This window comes from Pseudomonas sp. 2,4-D (assembly GCF_030418155.1).
GTDB classification, from domain to species: Bacteria; Pseudomonadota; Gammaproteobacteria; order Pseudomonadales; family Pseudomonadaceae; genus Aquipseudomonas; species Aquipseudomonas alloputida.
This window is the reverse complement of sequence record NZ_JAUHUI010000021.1, coordinates 1-18,222: the sequence shown is the minus strand read 5'-3', so window position 1 is coordinate 18,222 and position 18,222 is coordinate 1. Positions and strand designations below refer to the sequence as shown.

18 protein-coding genes are annotated in these 18,222 nt (G+C 62.9%); 6 read left to right on the top strand and 12 right to left on the bottom strand.

The annotated features are described in order from the left end of the window. Positions 1-9 precede the first annotated feature (9 nt). A complete protein-coding gene (locus QYE47_RS16055) occupies positions 10-1,320 on the bottom strand; it encodes a HAMP domain-containing sensor histidine kinase (protein WP_014589790.1) in 1,311 nt (436 codons plus the stop codon). After that, a complete protein-coding gene (gene colR / locus QYE47_RS16050; RefSeq protein ID WP_003255215.1) occupies positions 1,310-1,993 on the bottom strand; it encodes a two-component system response regulator ColR in 684 nt (227 codons plus the stop codon). Before colR ends, QYE47_RS16055 begins: the two co-directional genes overlap by 11 nt. 183 nt (positions 1,994-2,176) lie before the next feature. On the opposite strand from colR, the gene QYE47_RS16045 reads away from it, so the two are divergent. Further along, entirely contained in the window at positions 2,177-2,905 is a 729-nt protein-coding gene (locus QYE47_RS16045) for a phosphatase PAP2 family protein (RefSeq protein WP_014589789.1), read from the top strand. Positions 2,906-2,946: 41 nt separating this feature from the next. Here QYE47_RS16045 and QYE47_RS16040 read toward each other — a convergent pair whose 3' ends face one another. Continuing rightward, positions 2,947-3,867 (bottom strand): iron-sulfur-binding ferredoxin reductase, encoded by a 921-nt coding sequence (locus QYE47_RS16040; protein WP_070383490.1) that lies wholly within the window; start codon positions 3,865-3,867, stop codon positions 2,947-2,949. Between the two features lie 249 nt (positions 3,868-4,116). Here QYE47_RS16040 and QYE47_RS16035 point away from each other — a divergent pair, with 249 nt between their 5' ends. Further along, complete coding sequence (locus tag QYE47_RS16035; RefSeq protein WP_003255232.1) at positions 4,117-5,640, top strand: fumarate hydratase; 1,524 nt, start codon at positions 4,117-4,119, stop codon at positions 5,638-5,640. Between the two features lie 119 nt (positions 5,641-5,759). On the opposite strand, the gene QYE47_RS16030 is transcribed toward QYE47_RS16035, so the two are convergent. Together QYE47_RS16030 and QYE47_RS16025 are read right to left on the bottom strand one after the other, a co-directional pair. Then, a complete protein-coding gene (locus QYE47_RS16030; protein ID WP_014589786.1) occupies positions 5,760-6,632 on the bottom strand; it encodes a carbon-nitrogen hydrolase family protein in 873 nt (290 codons plus the stop codon). Beyond that, the gene (locus tag QYE47_RS16025) at positions 6,629-7,219 is read right to left on the bottom strand and encodes a GNAT family N-acetyltransferase (protein ID WP_003255235.1); all 591 of its coding nucleotides are present in this window, start codon (positions 7,217-7,219) and stop codon (positions 6,629-6,631) included. Before QYE47_RS16025 ends, QYE47_RS16030 begins: the two co-directional genes overlap by 4 nt. A 115-nt stretch (positions 7,220-7,334) precedes the next feature. Here QYE47_RS16025 and QYE47_RS16020 point away from each other — a divergent pair, with 115 nt between their 5' ends. Beyond that, complete coding sequence (locus tag QYE47_RS16020; RefSeq protein ID WP_010952100.1) at positions 7,335-7,733, top strand: nuclear transport factor 2 family protein; 399 nt, start codon at positions 7,335-7,337, stop codon at positions 7,731-7,733. 30 nt (positions 7,734-7,763) lie between these two features. Here the strand turns inward: QYE47_RS16020 and QYE47_RS16015 are convergent, their stop codons facing one another. The 7 genes from QYE47_RS16015 to QYE47_RS15985 form a co-directional block, all read right to left on the bottom strand. Continuing rightward, entirely contained in the window at positions 7,764-8,342 is a 579-nt protein-coding gene (locus tag QYE47_RS16015; RefSeq protein WP_014589785.1) for a DJ-1/PfpI family protein, read from the bottom strand. 51 nt (positions 8,343-8,393) lie between these two features. Next, complete coding sequence (locus QYE47_RS16010; RefSeq protein WP_014589784.1) at positions 8,394-9,551, bottom strand: phosphatidylserine/phosphatidylglycerophosphate/cardiolipin synthase family protein; 1,158 nt, start codon at positions 9,549-9,551, stop codon at positions 8,394-8,396. A 1-nt stretch (position 9,552) separates the two neighbouring features. Next, positions 9,553-10,134 carry a YceI family protein gene (locus QYE47_RS16005; protein ID WP_003255241.1) on the bottom strand — a complete coding sequence of 194 codons (582 nt, stop codon included), beginning with the start codon at positions 10,132-10,134 and terminating at the stop codon, positions 9,553-9,555. A 44-nt stretch (positions 10,135-10,178) separates the two neighbouring features. Then, positions 10,179-10,475, bottom strand: coding sequence for a hypothetical protein (locus tag QYE47_RS16000; RefSeq protein ID WP_014589783.1), 297 nt, complete (start codon positions 10,473-10,475; stop codon positions 10,179-10,181). Continuing rightward, the gene (locus QYE47_RS15995) at positions 10,472-11,551 is read right to left on the bottom strand and encodes a serine hydrolase (RefSeq protein ID WP_070383489.1); all 1,080 of its coding nucleotides are present in this window, start codon (positions 11,549-11,551) and stop codon (positions 10,472-10,474) included. The genes QYE47_RS16000 and QYE47_RS15995 overlap by 4 nt, the downstream gene beginning before the upstream one ends. A gap of 108 nt (positions 11,552-11,659) precedes the next feature. Next, a complete protein-coding gene (locus tag QYE47_RS15990) occupies positions 11,660-12,220 on the bottom strand; it encodes a response regulator transcription factor (RefSeq protein ID WP_003255244.1) in 561 nt (186 codons plus the stop codon). Then, on the bottom strand, positions 12,220-13,476 hold the full coding sequence (locus tag QYE47_RS15985; RefSeq protein ID WP_014589781.1) for an ATP-binding protein: 1,257 nt from the start codon (positions 13,474-13,476) through the stop codon (positions 12,220-12,222). The genes QYE47_RS15990 and QYE47_RS15985 overlap by 1 nt, the downstream gene beginning before the upstream one ends. A 202-nt stretch (positions 13,477-13,678) precedes the next feature. Between QYE47_RS15985 and QYE47_RS15980 the strand changes: the two genes are divergently transcribed. The 3 genes from QYE47_RS15980 (at position 13,679) to QYE47_RS15970 (ending at position 18,142) form a co-directional block, all read left to right on the top strand. Next, positions 13,679-14,395, top strand: coding sequence for an SIMPL domain-containing protein (locus QYE47_RS15980; RefSeq protein ID WP_003255248.1), 717 nt, complete (start codon positions 13,679-13,681; stop codon positions 14,393-14,395). Positions 14,396-14,776: 381 nt separating this feature from the next. Continuing rightward, positions 14,777-16,402: an ABC transporter substrate-binding protein gene (locus QYE47_RS15975; protein ID WP_019439056.1), complete on the top strand. Its 1,626-nt coding sequence runs from the start codon at positions 14,777-14,779 to the stop codon at positions 16,400-16,402. 147 nt (positions 16,403-16,549) lie between these two features. Beyond that, positions 16,550-18,142: an ABC transporter substrate-binding protein gene (locus QYE47_RS15970; protein WP_014589780.1), complete on the top strand. Its 1,593-nt coding sequence runs from the start codon at positions 16,550-16,552 to the stop codon at positions 18,140-18,142. Positions 18,143-18,222 lie beyond the last annotated feature (80 nt).

Below are 18,222 nucleotides of genomic sequence, written 5' to 3'. Positions count from 1 at the left end.
TACAAGAAATTACTCGACCAAGGTGTCCGGGTCGCCTTTGGCCACTGTGTTGCTCAGGTCCACCTGGAAGCGGCAGCCATGCGGCAAGGTGGATGTCAGGGTGACACGCCAACCTTGGTCGTCGCAGATCCGCTGCACCAGCGAAAGCCCCAGCCCAAGCCCCTCGCCACGCCGTTCATCGCCACGCACGAACGGCCTGAACATGGCCTCGCGCTGCTCTTCGGGGATACCCACGCCGCTGTCCTCTACGCTGAAACCGTTGGCTTCCAGGCTCAGGCGGATATACCCACTGTCGGTGTAGTGCGCCGCATTGCGCAGCAGGTTGCCCATCACCGACTGCAGGAAGGTGGCGTTGTACAGCACAGGGCTAGCGCTCACGCGGCCATCGAAATACAGGGTGAGGCCTTTCTGTTCGATGGTGTCGCGCCACACCCCGATGAGCTCGTCGGCCACTTCGCGCAGGGTCGCCCGTGACGCCACTGCCCCCTCATCACGCTGCGCGCGGGCCAACATGAGGAAGGTCTTGACCAGCTCGCGCATTTCTTCGGTGGCCCGCGCCACGCGCTCCACCTGGCTACGCGCACGGGCATCGAGGCCGGGGTTTTCCATCAGAAGCTCACACGAGGTAGCCAACACCATCAACGGCGTGCGCAGCTCGTGGCTGACGTCGCTGGTGAACAGCCGCTCGCGGGTCAGCGCATCACGCAGGCGCCCCAGGGTGTCGTCGAAAGCCACTGCAAGCTGGCCGACTTCGTCTGCCGCATAATCCGGAGCCAGCGGCGGGGCCAGGCCCAATAGTTGATCGCGGTGGCGCACCTGACGCGCCAGGCGGATGACCGGTGCCATTACCCGACGTGCAACCAGCCAGCCAAGGATGACGGCCAACACCAGGCTGAGCACGAAGCCCACCACAACCACGGCAAACAGTACGCGCTCGCGCTCCTCGAAGTCGCTCTGGTCCTGCAGCAGTACATAACGGCGACCATCGACGATCTCGACCATGGCATGGTAGGACAGCTGGTCTCGGAACACCTCGTGGAAACCGCGGTCGAGGTGCCGCAGGTCCTTGGGCAGCTCGAAGTCGTCACGCCCGCCGCTGAAATAGAACAGCTGGTCTGGGCGAGGCCGATGACTCCAGTCACTGACGCTGTCCATACGCAACAGGCGCTGCAGATCACCGCCCAGTACCGAGGAAATCAGTCGCTCTTCGACCAGGTGCACTGTGCCGACGATACCGAATGCGAAGGCTCCGGCCACCAGCGCGCTCATCAGGGCAAAGGCGATGATGATGCGCTGGGCAAGGCTTTGCTTAAACTCCATCGCGGCCCTCGGCGAGGCGATAGCCGACGCCATGGACGGTATGCAGCAACGGTTTTTCAAACGGTTTGTCGATCACCTGGCGCAGCTGATGCACATGGCTGCGCAGGCTGTCGCTATCGGGGCAGTCGTCGCCCCACAAGGCTTCTTCCAGCACCTCGCGGCGCAGTACGTGCGGGCTTTTCTGCATCAGTACCGCCAGCAGCTTGAGGCCGACCGGGTTGAGCTTCAGCAGGCGCCCCTGGCGGGTCACCTCGAGGGTGTCGAGGTCGTAGCTCAGGTCAGCCACCTGCAGGGTGCGCCGCCCACCGCCCTGGGCACGGCGCAGCACCGCTTCGATGCGCGCAGCCAGCTCCGACAGGGCAAATGGCTTGAGCAGGTAATCGTCAGCACCCGAGCGGAAACCTTGCAGGCGGTCGTCCAGCTGGTCGCGGGCAGTGAGCATGATCACCGGCGTGTCACGGCGGGCATCTTCGCGCAGGCGCTTGCACAGGGTGTAGCCATCGATGCCTGGCAGCATGATGTCGAGTACGATCAGGTCGTAATGTTCGGTGGCAGCCAGATGCAGCCCGGACAGGCCATCCTGGGCACAGTCGACGGTGTAGCCTTTCATGCCCAGGTAATCGGCCAGGTTGGCCAGGATATCGCGGTTGTCTTCAACCAAAAGAATGCGCATCGGTTTCTCCTGTGCGGCGCTTCTCGCTGTGGTGCGCGGCAGGCGCAGCTTAAGGCCTATGCCTGCACGGTGCCAGCCCTGGGGAAAATTCACCGCACTTGACGGTTTTTTCACTGATCCTTCACGGACACAGGATAGCGGGCGGCCGACAATACCCGTTCTTTTTCGCGCCCTGGAGCTGTCATGCAGCAACGCACCCGCCCTCGCCCGATCAACTACTGGCTGTACCTGGGGATTCCCCTGGCGACTGCGGTGGCCTTGATCCTGCTGGAGCTGACTTCAGTCGACATGGATGTCGCCAACCTGTTCTTCGACCCCGCTGCCGGGCAGTTCATTGGCCGCCACAGTTACCTGTTGGAAAACATCCTGCATGACCGGGTCAAGCAAGTGGTGATCCTGTTGGGGGTGATATCGCTGCTGACCTTTGCCGCGAGCTTTTTCTGGAAGCGCCTGTTTGGCTGGCGCCGTGAACTGGGCTGCCTGGCGCTGGCACTGGGCTTGTCCACGGCGTTTGTCACGCCGTTGAAAAAAGTCACCCAGGTGCAGTGCCCTTGGAGCCTGACCCAGTTTGGCGGCACCGAAACCTACAGCAAGCTGCTGGAACCACGGCCACCTACCGACAAGCCTGGGCTGTGCTGGCCGGGCGGGCATGCAGCGACCGGGTTCTGCCTGTTCGCCTTGTTCTTCATGCTGCGTGATCGCAAGCCGCGCGTGGCGCGGGTGGCGTTTGTAGTGGCCTTGACAGCAGGGTCGATACTGTCGGTGGGCAGGATGATGCAGGGGGCGCACTTCCTGTCGCACAATGTGTGGACGGCAGTGTTCTGCTGGTTGATCGGATTTGGGTCGTATTACCTGGTTCTCTATCGGCGGGGGCAGGCCGAGGTGCCCGTCGCCGAGCGCAGCGCCGCATGAAAGAGGGGCCGCTTTGCGGCCCTTCGCACTTCAAATGCTACTCAGGCATGCTCGACGAACACATCAGCAAACACCTGTCCCCGCGGTACCCCTGCCATGAACATGCGCCGGGCAAACCGCTCGACATTCCCCGGTGCCCCACACAGCAGCGCCACCGTCTGGCGCGACAACAGCCGCATCTCGGCCAGCGCTTCATCCACATGCTCCACCAGCACCAGCTCGACACTCACCCCGGGCAGCTTCAGCAGCTTCTCCGCCAGATAGTGCCCTGCCGGATCCCGCGCCACATGCAACACCCGGATTTCGCCCCGATGCCCCCGGCGCAACGCTTCGCGCAAGATACCCCAGAGTGGCGCCAGCCCGGTTCCCGCAGCCAGCAACCACAGCGGCCGCTCCTGCCAATCAGGGTCGTAATGAAGGGCTCCGCCTCTGAACTCCCCCAAACGCATCTCATCGCCGACCTGCAGACCACGCACCTTGTCGCAAAAGGCACCAGGCCGCTGGCAATCGATATGAAACTCGAGAAAATCGTCCTCACCCGGCAGACTGGCCAAGGAATAAGGCCGAGCAACCGCGCCTAGCCACAGCACCACGTGCTGCCCCGCCTGGTAACGCACCACCCGATCGGGGCGCAACCGCAGGCGCAATACATCGCCAAACCAGTCCAACGCACAGATCTGCGCCGGGACACCACCCAGCAAGGGGTCGTATAGCGCCACACGCAGGTCCTCGACCACCCGGCACTGGCAGGCCAGGCGCCAGCCCTGGGCGTGTTTCTCCAACGCCAACGCCTCGGGCAAAGCGTCTGCCGGTTGCCCGTCCAGGCAGTGCACCAGGCAGGCGTGGCAACTGCCGGCGCGGCAACTGTAAGGCACATTCAGCCCTGCCTCGTTGAGGGCATCGAGCAGGTTGCTGCCAATGGGCACCACCCAGCGGCGCTCGCCCACGCAAATTTCGGGCATGTTCGGTACATCTCCTGCTGTCCAAGACTCACTGTAAGCCAAGCAGCGCACACCAGCAAAATAGATGCCTGCACGCTGCCGACCATGGTCCAGACCGGCCGCAGGTGTGCCGGGCACCGATGCGCGCTATACTGCCGCGCCTTTTTCCGTCGGCCTGACCTGCCGGCGCCTTGCAAGGCGCTTCGACGTGCTGGTCGGCTATGTCGAGCGTCTTTTTGAATGTTCCCGTCTTTAAGAGGAGCGCGCTGCATGACCGTGATCAAGCAAGACGACCTGATTCAGAGCGTCGCCGACGCCCTGCAATTCATCTCGTACTACCACCCCGTCGATTTCATCCAGGCCATGCACGAGGCCTATCTGCGTGAGGAATCGCCTGCTGCACGCGATTCCATCGCCCAGATCCTGATCAACTCGCGCATGTGCGCCACCGGCCATCGTCCAATCTGCCAGGACACCGGTATCGTCACCGTGTTCATCCGCGTGGGCATGGACGTGCGCTGGGATGGCGCCACCATGAGCGTCGACGACATGATCAACGAAGGTGTGCGTCGCGCCTACAACCTGCCTGAAAACGTCCTGCGCGCTTCGATCCTGGCCGACCCGGCCGGTGCCCGCAAGAACACCAAGGACAACACCCCGGCAGTGATCCACTATTCCATCGTCCCCGGCGACAAGGTGGAAGTCGATGTCGCAGCCAAAGGCGGCGGCTCGGAAAACAAGTCGAAGATGGCCATGCTCAACCCGTCCGACTCGATCGTCGACTGGGTACTGAAGACCGTGCCGACCATGGGTGCTGGCTGGTGCCCACCTGGCATGCTCGGCATCGGCATCGGCGGTACCGCCGAGAAGGCCGCGGTCATGGCCAAGGAAGTGTTGATGGAGTCCATCGACATCCACGAACTGAAGGCCCGTGGCCCACAGAACCGCCTGGAAGAAATCCGCCTGGAGCTGTTCGACAAGGTCAACCAGCTGGGCATCGGCGCCCAGGGCCTGGGTGGCCTGACCACCGTGCTCGACGTCAAGATCATGGACTACCCGACCCACGCCGCGTCCTTGCCGGTGTGCATGATCCCCAACTGCGCCGCCACCCGCCACGCCCACTTCGTGCTCGATGGCACCGGCCCGGCAGAACTGGAAGCGCCGTCGCTGGACGCCTACCCGGAAATCGTCTGGGAAGCCGGCCCGAGCGCCCGTCGCGTCAACCTCGACGACATCACCCCGGAAGAAGTGGCCAGCTGGAAGCCGGGTGAAACCATCCTGCTCAATGGCAAGATGCTGACCGGCCGCGATGCCGCGCACAAGCGCATGGTTGAAATGCTCAACCGTGGCGAAGAGTTGCCGGTAGACCTGAAAGGCCGCTTCATCTACTACGTCGGCCCGGTCGACCCGGTGGGTGACGAAGTGGTAGGCCCAGCCGGCCCGACCACTGCTACCCGTATGGACAAGTTCACTCGCCAGATCCTTGAGCAGACTGGTCTGCTGGGCATGATCGGCAAGTCCGAGCGTGGCCCGACCGCCATCGAGGCGATCAAGGACAACAAGGCCGTGTACCTGATGGCCGTTGGCGGCGCTGCCTACCTGGTCGCCCAGGCCATCCGCAAGTCGAAGGTACTGGCCTTCGCCGAACTGGGCATGGAAGCGATCTACGAGTTCGAAGTCAAGGACATGCCGGTGACCGTCGCCGTGGACAGCAACGGTGAGTCGGTACACATCACTGGCCCTGCCCTGTGGCAGAGCAAGATTGCCGAAAGCCTGGCCGTCGAAGTGAAGTAACCTGATGTAACTGCGGCGGCTGCTTCGCGGGCAAGCCCGCTCCCACACGTACAGCGCAAGCCAGAAGGCTACGCGTTACCTGTGGGGGCAGCCTTGCCCGCGAAGAGGCCGCACTGTCATCACAGGACTCTCTCGAACTGCTCCGGCCAGTCCCGCCAGGTAAATACCTGCCCTTCCCGCCTCACCCGCCGCACTTCCTGCAGATCTACCTCACACACCAGCCACTGGCTGCAGTCCGGGTTCAACTGCTTACTCAACGCCACCACCCCATCCCCCGGCATCCCGTGATCCGGCGGTACGAACAAGCCTGCCCGGCCGATATTCTCGTCCAATGCCGGCGACCAGGGCGCCACCCCCACCGTAGGGCTCTGCAACACGGCAATCTGGTTCTCCAGGGCGCGCGCCTGGGCGCCAATACGCACCCGGTGGTAACCGGCTTCGGTATCGGTACAACTTGGCGCCAGGATCAGGTCGGCACCACACTCGGCCAGGCGGCGGGCCAGCATCGGGAACTCGTTGTCGTAGCAGATCAGGATGCCCAAGCGCCCCAGTTCGGTTTCGAACACCTGCAGCCCCTGGCCTGCCGCGATGTCCCACTGCTCGCGCTCAAAGCGGGTCATCATCAGTTTGTCCTGATAACCCAGCACACCTTGGGGGCCGAACAGCCAGGCACGGTTGCGGTAGCGCCCATCGTTGTCCAGCACCGGCACACTGCCCGGTTGCAGGTAGATCCCCCAGCGGCGGGCAAGGCTCTCGCACAACGCTTTCCAAGGTTCGATCAGCGGCTGGATGCCGGCAATCGAAGCCTTCAGGTCTTCCCGCTGCCCGGCATTCAGCTGGCCGCTCAACACCAGCCCGGCGTACTCCGGCAGTAGCAGCAAGCGTGCACCCGCCTCCACCGCTTCGGCGCACAGGCCTTGCAGGTGGTCGGCGTAGGCGTCCCAGGTTTCGTGCAGCTCGATGGCGTACTGGCAGGCTGCCAGGCGGATCATATCGGCAGTGCCTTGAGCCAGAACGACATCAGCTTGTCGGAGCTTTCCTGCTCGTCCAGGTCGCGCCAGGCGTAGGTGGTACGCAGCGATGGGTCGTGCAGGAAGCCGCGGTTGCGCCAGAAGCCATGCAGGGGTTTGTACTCGGCTGGCCGTCGCGGGTGCGCACCAGGTCGCTCGACCGCGCAGAACGCGCAGTAATCGAACTCGGCCAGTTTGTGTGCGTAGGACTCGCGCTCGATGAAGAAGCGAACCCCCAGGCCCTGACCGCGGTATGCCGGCAACACCAGCGACTCACCGAAGTAGTACACACTGGCCGGGTCGCGCCCCTGGGCCAGGAATGGCTGCTGGAATTCGGGCGCGACATCCACCAGCGGCAGGCCGGTAGAGGCGCCGACCACCTTGCCGTCGTCCAGCGCCAGCACAACCAGGCTGCGCCCGGAGCGGGCATAGTTGGCCAGGTAGTCGGCCTCGTACTCTGGGGTGCCGTCGTAAAGGTAGGGGAACTCGCGGAACACAGTAAGGCGCAGGCGAGCGAGGTCATCGATGTAAGGCGCGATAGCGGCACCGTGCAACAGGCGTATTTCCATGTTTGGCGGTCGTTTTGTCGATGTGGATGACGCGCTCGGCTAAGCCGGGCTTGAGGGGAAACCCTATCATCCGAGTTAACGACCCGCCTTTTCCCTACACGACAGGAAATGTTCCATGACCGCAACCGAACTGGTAAATGCTTACTACGCCGCCTTCAACGCGGGTGACATGCCGGCGTTTCTGGCGCTGCTCAGCGAAGACGTGATCCACGACATCAACCAGGGCGAGCGTCAGATGGGCAAGGCCAGGTTCGCCGCGTTCATGGAAAAGATGAACCGCTGCTACCGCGAGCGCCTGGCCGACATCGTGGTGATGCAGAACGCCGATGGCAGCCGCGCGGCGGCGGAGTTCACCGTGCATGGCCAATACCTGGCCGATGACGAAGGGTTGCCGACAGCAAACGGCCAGACCTATGTGCTGCCGGCGGGGGCGTTCTTCTATATTCACTGTGGCAAGATTGCCCGGGTGACCAACTACTACAACCTCAATGACTGGGTGGAGCAGGTTGCCTGAAGCAACCCGCTGCCAACTCAACCAAGCCTGTCAGGCAATACGCGTGCCCAGCACTTTAAGGAACGCCGCCAGCCAGGCCGGGTGCGCGGGCCATGCCGGTGCGGTCACCAGGTTGCCATCCACATGCGCCTGGTCCACCGCGATGTCGATGAACGTGCCACCCGCCAGGCGCACTTCTGGCGCACATGCCGGGTACGCGCTGCACTCACGCCCCTCCAGCACCCCTGCCGCTGCCAGCAGCTGGGCCCCATGGCAGACCGCCGCAATCGGCTTGCCGGCCTGGTCGAACGCCCGGACCAGGTCCAACACCTTTTCATTCAGGCGCAGGTACTCCGGCGCCCGGCCACCCGGGATCAGCAGCGCGTCATAACTCTCGGGCCGCACCCGCACGAAATCATAATTCAGGGCAAAATTGTGCCCAGGCTTTTCGCTGTAGGTCTGTTCACCCTCAAAGTCATGAATCGCGGTACGCACGGTCTGCCCCGCCAGCTTTTCCGGGCACACCGCATGCACCGTGTGGCCCACCATGCTCAAAGCCTGGAACGGCACCATCGCTTCGTAATCTTCGACGTAGTCGCCCACCAGCATGAGAATTTTCTTCGCCGTCATCTCGCCCACTCCTTCGGTTAGCTTTGAATAATCACTGCACGATAGCCGCTGTCAGTCACGGCGGTCGAGGAAGTTGACCACCAACCGATCGAGCCAGCCCCAGATCCGTTGCTTCACCCTGCGCCACAAAGGGCGAGCATGCCAGTGGGCGAGGTCGACTTCTTCGCTCTGGGCGAAGTCGCGCTCGAAGCTGGCCACCACCGCCGCTGTCAACGGCGGGTCCAGCGCTTCGATGTTGGCTTCAAGGTTGAAGCGCAGGTTCCAGTGGTCGAAGTTGCACGAACCGACGCTGACCCAGTCGTCTACCACAGCCATCTTCAGGTGCAGGAAGCACGGCTGGTACTCGAAAATCCGCACGCCCGCACGCAACAGGCGCGGGTAGTAACGATGCCCGGCGTAGCGTACCGAGGGGTGATCGGTGCGCGGACCGGTCAACAACAGACGCACGTCCAGGCCCTTGCTGGCAGCCCGGCGCAACGAACGGCGCACGCTCCAGGTCGGCAAGAAGTACGGCGTGGCCAGCCACACCCGTTTCTTGCCGCTGTTCAGCGCCCGTACCAGCGCGTGAAGGATGTCCTGGTGCTGGCGGGCGTCGGCATAAGCAACCCGGCCCATGCCCTGCCCCTGCGCAGGCACCTTGGGCAGACGCGGCAGGCCAAAGCCTTCAGCAGGGCGCCAGGCGGTGCGGCGGTTGTTGGCTTGCCACTGACGGTCGAACAGCAACTGCCAGTCGCTCACCACCGGCCCCTGCATCTGCACCATCACTTCGTGCCATTCGCTGGTCGCCTCACCCGGCGTCCAGAACTCGTCGGTAACGCCCGTCCCCCCCACCACGGCCCAACGTTCGTCAACCAGCAGCAATTTGCGATGATCACGGTAGAGGTTACGCAGGCCACGCTTCCAGCGCAGACGGTTATACCAGCGCAAGTACACGCCAGCGTCCAGCAGGCGCTGACGCAACGCGCTGTTGAAAGCCAATGACCCGTAGTCATCGAACAGGCACCGCACCCGCACGCCACGCCGGGCAGCCTGCTCCAGCGCGTCGACCACCGCCTCGGCACAGGCACCGGCCTCGACCAGGTACAGCTCCAGGTCAACCTGGAACTCGGCACGCATGATCGCCAGGAGCATGCGCGGAAAGAACGCAGGGCCGTCGATAAGCAGTTCGAACTGATTGCCATCCCGCCAGGGGAAGACCGGCCCCGCCATGTCAGCGCGCAGTGAAGATCAGCACCGCGCTAACCGGTACCGACGGGTTGATGGACTTCAACCTGGCGAACTTGCGCAGGCTTTCCAGCCCCGGCAGCAAGCCAAAATCTTCGGCGCGCAGCACCAGAGGCTCAAGGGTCACCACCTGGAAACGCCGCGCATCCAGGCGGGTGGCCAGCAACAGGACATTGTAGCTGTGCGACTGGCCATGCAAGGTGACCGTCAGCGGCAGGCGCAATTCGATCTGAGCACCGTCGGCCAGGTCATTGATCGGCTGCAGGTCGATCTGCGCCTTCACTGTGGCCTCGGCGAAGCGCTCGACCTCGAACAGGTTGTCGCGCATTTGCTCGTCACGCAGCGGAATACCGCTGCTCACCGAGTCCATCTCGATCCTCAACCCGGCCATACCCTTGCGATCGACCGTGCCATGCAACACCAGAAAGCGATGCACTTCGGCGGTGTCGCCGTTCTTGCCGGTGATGAACGACAGCCGTGAAGATTCGCCATCCAGGTGCCAATTGGCATGAGCGGGCAGGCACAGAGCCAGCAATAAGGCAGGCAGCAGACGGGGCAACTTGAACATGACAGATCTCGTGAAACCAGGCCGCCAACCTTACCCGCCTGCATTCATGGCAGCAAGCGGCAGCCCTCACGCATGCTTTGCCAAGCCGCCTGGCTGCGCCGCCCCAGGCCTTCAGCGGTGACTCGCTGCTGCTGGCTGTTTTCCTCCAGCAGGCTCAGTGGCAGCCACTGCTTCACGTACCCTTGGCAGTACACCTTGTCGAAGCCCATGACAAAGCGGCAGGAACAGTATTCCTTGGCCGAGTAGGCCGAGAGTATGCCGGGGAAATCCGCCAGCGCCTGGCGTTCCTGCCAGGCCCAGTACAGGAGCCCTGCCAGCGCCAGCAGCAATAACCGCTTCATGCCCCCTCCCCGGCCAGTACCGCCAGCACCCGCTTGAGCAATTCGTCATGTCGATAGCTGCTGTCGCGGTCATCGGCGTAGCGCACGATCACCAGCTTTTGCTCAGGCAACACATATAACGCCTGCCCCCAGTGGCCAAGGGCGGCGAAGGTGTCTGCGGGTGCACTGGGCCAAGGCCGTTCGGCGCCAGCCAGCGGCTGGTTGAGCCACCAGTGGCCACCCGGGATGGCCTCGCCGGGCAGCGCTTGGGCCTGGGCAAACGGGGTGCGGTTGAAGGCCACCCAGGCTTTGGGCAGCAATTGTCGGCCCTGCCAGCGCCCGTCGCGCAACATCAGCAGGCCAATACGGGCCAAATCACGGGCACTGAGGTAGAGATAGGAAGAGCCTACGTAGGTGCCTGCCCGGTCACGCTCCCACACCGCACTGCCGATACCCAACGGGGTGAACAGTGCGTGCCAGGGGTAGTCGGGGTACTGCCCGGCATCGAGCATGCCGCGCAGCGCGGCGGCCAGCAGGTTGCTGTCGCCGCTGGAGTAGAGGAACCGCTGACCGGGGCTGGCGGCGGCACCCCGCGCCGCCGCGTAGGCGGCCATGTCTGCGCGGCCACGGGTATACAGCATGGCCACCACCGACGACTTCAGCGGCGCGTATTCGTAGTCTTCCTGCCACTCGAGGCCACTGGCCCAGTGCAGCAGGTCGGCCACGCGCACGCCGGGGTGGGCGCGCATGGGTGGATAGAAGCGGCTGACCGGGTCTTGCAGCTGGAAGCGGCCTTCGCCCTGGGCCACGCCCATTACCGTGGCCAGTACGCTCTTGCTTACCGACCAGGTCAGGTGCGCGGTGGCGGCGCGGGTGGGCGCGGTGTAGCGCTCGTGGAGGATACGCCCGTCGCGGATGATCAGCAGAGCGTCCGTGCGGATGCCGTTGCGCTCTGAGGGGGAGCGTGCAGGAAAGGCGTAAGCGTCGACGGCCTGCCAGTCGAGGGTGGCAGGGTCGTTCTGCCACTGCGGGTCAGGCCAGTCCTCCGCCTTGGCGCTACCTGCAACCAGCGCAAGGATGACCAACAGTACCTTCATCGAGCTCGCCTTGATGGGGGCTGCTTTGCAGCCCTTCGCGGGCAAGCCCGCGCTCACTGTTGCAGGAGCGGACTCCCCCGCGAACAGGCCAACATCATCGATAAGGAATCAGCGCCGAACCGGTCGCTTCTGCAGCTTGCGCTGCAACGTCCGTCGGTGCATGCCCAGCGCCCGCGCGGTGGCCGAGATATTGCCTTCATGCTCGTTCAGCACGCGCTGGATGTGTTCCCACTGCAGGCGATCGACCGACATCGGGTTTTCCGGCACCAGGGTATCCAGGTCGGTGTGCTCCGACAGCAGTGCTGCCAACACGTCATCGGCGTCAGCCGGCTTGCACAGGTAGTTGCAGGCACCGCGCTTGACCGCCTCCACTGCGGTGGCAATGCTCGAGTACCCAGTCAGGATCACCACGCGCATTTCCGGGTCCAGTTCCAGCAGCTTGGGCAGCAGCACCAGGCCGGAGTCGCCATCCATCTTCAGGTCCAGCGTGGCGTAGTCCGGCAGGTCCTGCTGGGCCAGAATCAAGCCTTCTTCGGCAGAACTGGCAGTGCTCACACGGAAACCGCGACGGCTCATGGCCCGGGCCATGACCCGGGTGAAGGTGGCATCGTCATCCACCAGCAGCAGGTGCGGCAGCTCTTCGCTTTCGACCTGGTTTTCTTCGCTCATCATTCATCTCCTCGCTTGCCATAGGGCAGGCGCAGTTCGGTCAGGGTGCCACCCTGTTCATGACTATAGAGTTTCACCGAGCCGCCCGCACGGGTCACGCTGGCCTTGCTCAAGAACAGGCCCAGGCCGAAGCCTTTGCCCTTGGTGGTAATAAAAGGTTTGCCAATGGCTTCGGCAATGGCTGGCGGTACACCAGGACCATGGTCGTGGATACTGATGACGATGTCCTGGGCGTCCCAGTCCAGGCGAACCTCCAGATCATCAGGGCAGGCATCGGCGGCATTGTTCAACAGATTCAGTAACGCCTGGGTCAGGTCTGGCGGCGGCGCCAGACGCGGCACCTTGCCGTCGCGCAGGCGCTGGAAGCGGTAGCTGGCTTCCGGGCGCATCAGGTGCCAGCGGTTGAGCGCCTCGTCCAGCCAGGCGGTCACATCCTGCTCCACGATGGCCAGGCGCCGGTTGGCTTCGGCTGCGCGCACCAGCTGTTGCAAGGTCTCTTTGCACAGCTTTACCTGGTCCTGGAGGATCTGCAGGTCTTCCTGCAACAGCGGGTCGGTATGGTCCTGGCGCATTTCGTTGATCAGCACGCTCATGGTCGCCAGCGGCGTGCCCAGCTCATGGGCGGCACCGGCGGCCTGGGTAGCCACAGCCAGCAATTGCTCGTCGCGCAGGCTTTCTTCACGCCGCTCTGAACGCAGCTGCTCCTGTCGGCGCAGTTCTTCGGCCATGCGCGCGGCAAAAAAGGTGATCACAGCCGCCGCAAGGGCAATGCTCAGCCACATGCCGTAGACCTGCATCTTGTCCCGCGCCATCGGCAGCCCTTCGAGCGGGTAGAACTGCACCAGCAGCAAACTGTAGGCCGTCAGCGCAATGCCCGACAGGATCAGCGAATACAGCCACGGCAAGGTCACCGCAGCGATCGCCAGCGGCACCAGGTAATACGACACGAACGGGTTGGTCGAGCCGCCGGAGTAATACAGCAAGGCACTGTGGATCAGCAGGTCACAGGCCAGCTGCAGGGCGTACTCCATTTCGGTGACGGGCAGCGACAGCCGCAGGCGCAGGGCCGTGAAGGCACACAGCAACGAAGACAAGGCCAAGGTGCCGGCCAGTGACAGCCAGGGCAACGGCAGCAGTTCGGTCCAGTAGGCAACGCCCACCGAGCCGGCCTGGGCAGCCAGGACCAGGACCCGAATGACGGTCAGGCGCCAGAGGTTCTGGCGGGTAGCGGACAATGGTTGTACGGCGGCGAGCATGAGCTCTCCTGATGAGTGCTCCAGAAAAATCGGCTGGAGTATACCGAAGCCAGGCGCCTCGCTGCAGCGATGCGGCAAAGCGCCACACTTTGTCACAGGTTCATGATGGCACTTTTGAACCCACTACACTGTTGCCGGTCCTATGGGCCATGCGTGGAATGGATGACCAGCCCCCACGCCTTCAAATGCCAAGGAGTACCACATGCAAATCCCACGTCGCGGCGCTGCCCTGATCATGTCTTGCGGCCTGCTCGCCAGCCTGCCGGCACTGGCTGCCGATGAACCGCGTTTCAACCAGGTATCGCTGCGTGCCGAAGTCAGCAAGGAAGTGGCGCGCGACCTGATGGTCGTGACCCTGTACAGCGAAGCGCAGAACAGCGACCCGGGCAAGCTCGCCAAGCAGATTACCGAAACCATGAACAAGGCCGTGCAGCAGTCGCGCCAGGTCAAGGACGTGAAGATCAGCCAAGGCAGCCGCAACAGCTACCCGGTGTATGACAGCAAGGGCCAGAAAATTACCGGCTGGCGCGAGCGCGCCGAACTGCGCCTTGAAAGCGCCAACTTCCCGGCCTTGTCCCAGCTTACCGCCGATTTGTTGCAAGAGCTGAAAATGGCTGGCATGGATTTCTCCATCGCCCCGGCCACGCGCAAGGCCAGCGAGGATGCTCTGCTCAAGGATGCGGTCGATGCCTTCAAGGCACGCGCGCAACTGGCGACCGAAGCGCTGGGTGGCAAAGGCTACAAAGTGGTGAGCCTGAACCTCAACAGCAGCGGCTACCCGCGCCCGTACTTGCGTAGCGCGCCGATGGCGATGAAGGCCATGGGGGCTGATGAAGCAGCACCGGCGCCAGATATCGAGGCGGGCACCAGTGAAGTGAGCATGAATGCCGATGGCCTGATCGAAGTGCAGATGCCATAAGGCGTCCACGCATCACCTGTGGGAGCCCGCGAGCAAGACACGGCGGTGGATGGCACGGGCTTTGCCCGTGTTCGCGGGTAAACCCGCTCCTACGGGTGACTGCGTCATTTTCACGATTTTCAGACATTTCTTACGCACCAACAGGGTGCGTCCTACGCTTTCCCCTGCCTAGAAACATCGCGCAAAACGCCATCATTTTGCCTACGCAAACGTTTAACTTCGCCAAAAGTTATACCAATGCGACATCCATGTACGTTCGTGCCACTTTCCCGGCGCCAACTATCCTTGTACCTGTTGCATTGGGAACGCCCCCTGCATACAGTATCCGCAGGTCGGCTCACGAGGCCACCTCATCCAAAAAATGACAACAATGAGGCCACCATGCTCAAACACGCAGTCATTCCGTTCCTGCTGGGTGCAGGCTTGCTTAGCGGCGCACCGTCGGCCGTTGCCGCATCCAACCTGGTGTTCTGCTCCGAAGGCAGCCCAGCCGGCTTCGATCCGGGGCAGTACACCACCGGGACCGACTTCGATGCCTCGGCAGAGACCGTGTTCAACCGCCTGACCCAGTTCGAGCGCGGCGGCACTGCTGTCATCCCGGGCCTGGCGACCAAATGGGAAGTGTCCGACGACGGCAAGACCTACACCTTCCACCTACGCGAAGGGGTCAAGTTCCACACCACCGACTACTTCAAGCCCAGTCGCCCGTTCAACGCCGACGACGTGCTGTTCACCTTCAACCGCATGCTCGACAAGGACAACCCGTTCCGCAAGGCGTACCCCACCGAGTTTCCATACTTCACCGACATGGGCATGGACAAGAACATTGCCAAGGTGGAGAAGCTTGACGAGCACACGGTGAAGTTCACCCTCAACGAGGTGGACGCCGCGTTCATCCAGAACCTGGCCATGAGCTTTGCCTCGATCCAGTCCGCCGAATACGCCGACCAGTTGCTCAAGAGTGGCAAGGCCGCCGACATCAACCAGAAGCCGATCGGCACCGGCCCGTTCGTGTTCAGCAAGTACCAGAAGGACGCGCAGATCCGCTTCAAGGGCAACAAGGACTACTGGAAGCCCGAGGACGTGAAGATCGACAACCTGATCTTTGCCATCACCACCGACGCCTCGGTGCGCATGCAGAAGCTCAAGAAGAACGAGTGCCAGGTCACCCTGTTCCCACGCCCGGCCGACATCGAGCCGCTAAAAGCCGACAAGAACCTGCAAATGCCGCAGCAGGCCGGCTTCAACCTCGGCTATATCGCCTACAACGTGATGGACAAGATCAAGGGCAGCAACGAGGCCAACCCCATGGCCCAGCTGAAAGTCCGACAGGCGCTGGACATGGCCGTGGACAAGAAAAAAATCATCGAGTCGGTGTACCAGGGCGCCGGCCAGCTGGCGGTCAACGCCATGCCGCCCACGCAGTGGTCCTATGACGACAGCATCAAGGACGCCGCTTTCGACCCCGAGAAAGCCAAGCAACTGCTCAAGGAAGCCGGCATCAAGGAAGGCACCGAAATCACCCTATGGGCCATGCCCGTGCAACGCCCGTACAACCCCAATGCCAAACTGATGGCCGAAATGCTCCAGTCCGACTGGGCCAAGATCGGCATCAAGGCAAAGATCGTCAGCTATGAATGGGGCGAATACATCAAGCGCTCCAAAGGCGGCGAACAGGGCGCCATGCTGATCGGCTGGAGCGGCGACAACGGTGATCCGGACAACTGGCTGGGTACCCTGTACGGCTGCGATGCCATCGACGGCAACAACTTCTCCAAGTGGTGCTACAAGCCCTACGACGACCTGATCAAGCAGGCCAAGGCCACTTCCGACCAGGCCAAACGTACCGAGCTGTACCAGAAGGCGCAGCATATCCTCAAGGAGCAGGTACCGATCACCCCGATCGCCCACTCCACCGTCTACCAGCCCATGAGCGCCAAGGTGAAGGACTTCAAGATCAGCCCATTCGCGCTGAACGCCTTCTACGGCGTCAGCGTGGACAAATAGGCTGACCGAGGCACCCGCTGAGCGGCGGGTGCCCCTCCCTCCTTGCCACCCTTTCATGTCGTCCTGCGGCTATCCGCTGCGGGGTCGGCTAACTGTTGCCGCCATTCGCACCCCAAGGCGGCGCAAACAGATGAAAAAGGAATTGCCATGCGCCACGCCAAACGCCTTTCGACCCTGCTGGCCCTGGGCCTGATCAGCCAATCCCCGGTCCTGCTCGCCAACAACCTGGTGTTCTGCTCTGAAGGTAGCCCCGCCGGTTTCGACACCGCCCAGTACACCAGCGCCACCGACAACGACGCCGCCGAACCCATCTACAACCGCCTGGTCGAGTTCGAACGTGGCGGCACCGCCGTGCACCCGGCCCTGGCGACGCGCTGGGAGGTGTCCGACGACGGCCTGCGCTACACCTTCCACCTGCGTGAAGGGGTCAAGTTCCACAGCAACAAGGCCTTCAGCCCGAGCCGCACGTTCAATGCCGACGATGTGCTGTTCACCTTCAACCGCATGCTCGACAAGGGTCATCGGTTCCGTCAGGCCTACCCTACCGAGTTTCCCTATTTCAACGGCATGGGCCTGGACAAGAACATCGCCCGCGTCGAGAAGACCGACCCATTGACCGTGGTGTTCACCCTGAACACCGTCGATGCCGCGTTCATCCAGAACCTGGCCATGAGCTTCGCCTCCATCCTCTCCGCTGAATACGCCGAGCAGCTACTGGCCAGTGGACGCCCCAGCGACATCAATCAGCAGCCTATCGGTACCGGGCCATTCGTGTTCCAGCGCTACCAGAAGGATTCGCAGATCCGCTACAAGGGCAACAAGGACTATTGGGCAGCGAACGAGGTGAAGATCGACAACCTGGTGTTCTCGATCAATACCGACCCCTCGGTGCGCATCCAGAAGCTGCGCCGCAACGAATGCCAGGTCACCCTGCACCCACGCCCGGCCGACCTGCCGGCGCTCAAGGCCGACAGCACGCTGCAGGTGCTCCAGCAACCAGGCTTCAACCTCGGCTACATCGCCTACAACACCCAGCACCCGCCATTCGACCGCCTGGAAGTGCGCCAGGCAATGGACATGGCGGTCAACAAGGAAGCCATCCTCCAGGCGGTGTACCAGGACGCCGGCCAACGGGCGGTCAACGCCATGCCACCGACCCAGTGGTCCTATGACGACAGCATCAAGGACGCCCCGTACGCGCCGGAAAAGGCCAGACAGCTGCTTCAGCAGGCGGGTGTCAAACCTGGCACCGAGATCACCCTGTGGGCCATGCCGGTGCAACGCCCGTACAACCCCAATGCCAAGCTGATGGCCGAAATGCTCCAGGCCGACTGGAGCAAGCTCGGTTTCAAGGTGCGCATCGTCAGCTACGAATGGGGCGAATACCTCAAGCGCATGAAAAACGGTGAGCACGACATCGCCCTGATCGGCTGGACCGGTGACAACGGCGACCCGGACAACTGGCTCGGCACCCTCTACAGCTGCGATGCCATCGGCAGCAACAACTACTCGCAGTGGTGCGATCCGCAGTACGACAGCCTGGTCAAGCAGGCCAAGCAAGTGACCGACCGTACGCAACGCACCGCCCTGTACCAGCAGGCCCAGCAGCGGCTAAAGCAGCAGGTACCGATTACGCCGGTGGCGCATTCCACCGTGAGCCAGCCGCTTAGCGTCAAGGTTTCCCAGTTCAAGGTCAGCCCGTTTGGGCGCAATGATTTTTCCGGTGTGAGTGTTGATTAAGCGTTAGCCAGTACCGGCCTCTTCGCGGGCAAGCCCGCCCCCACAGGATCTCAACAGGTTCGGACACTGCGCCCTACCTG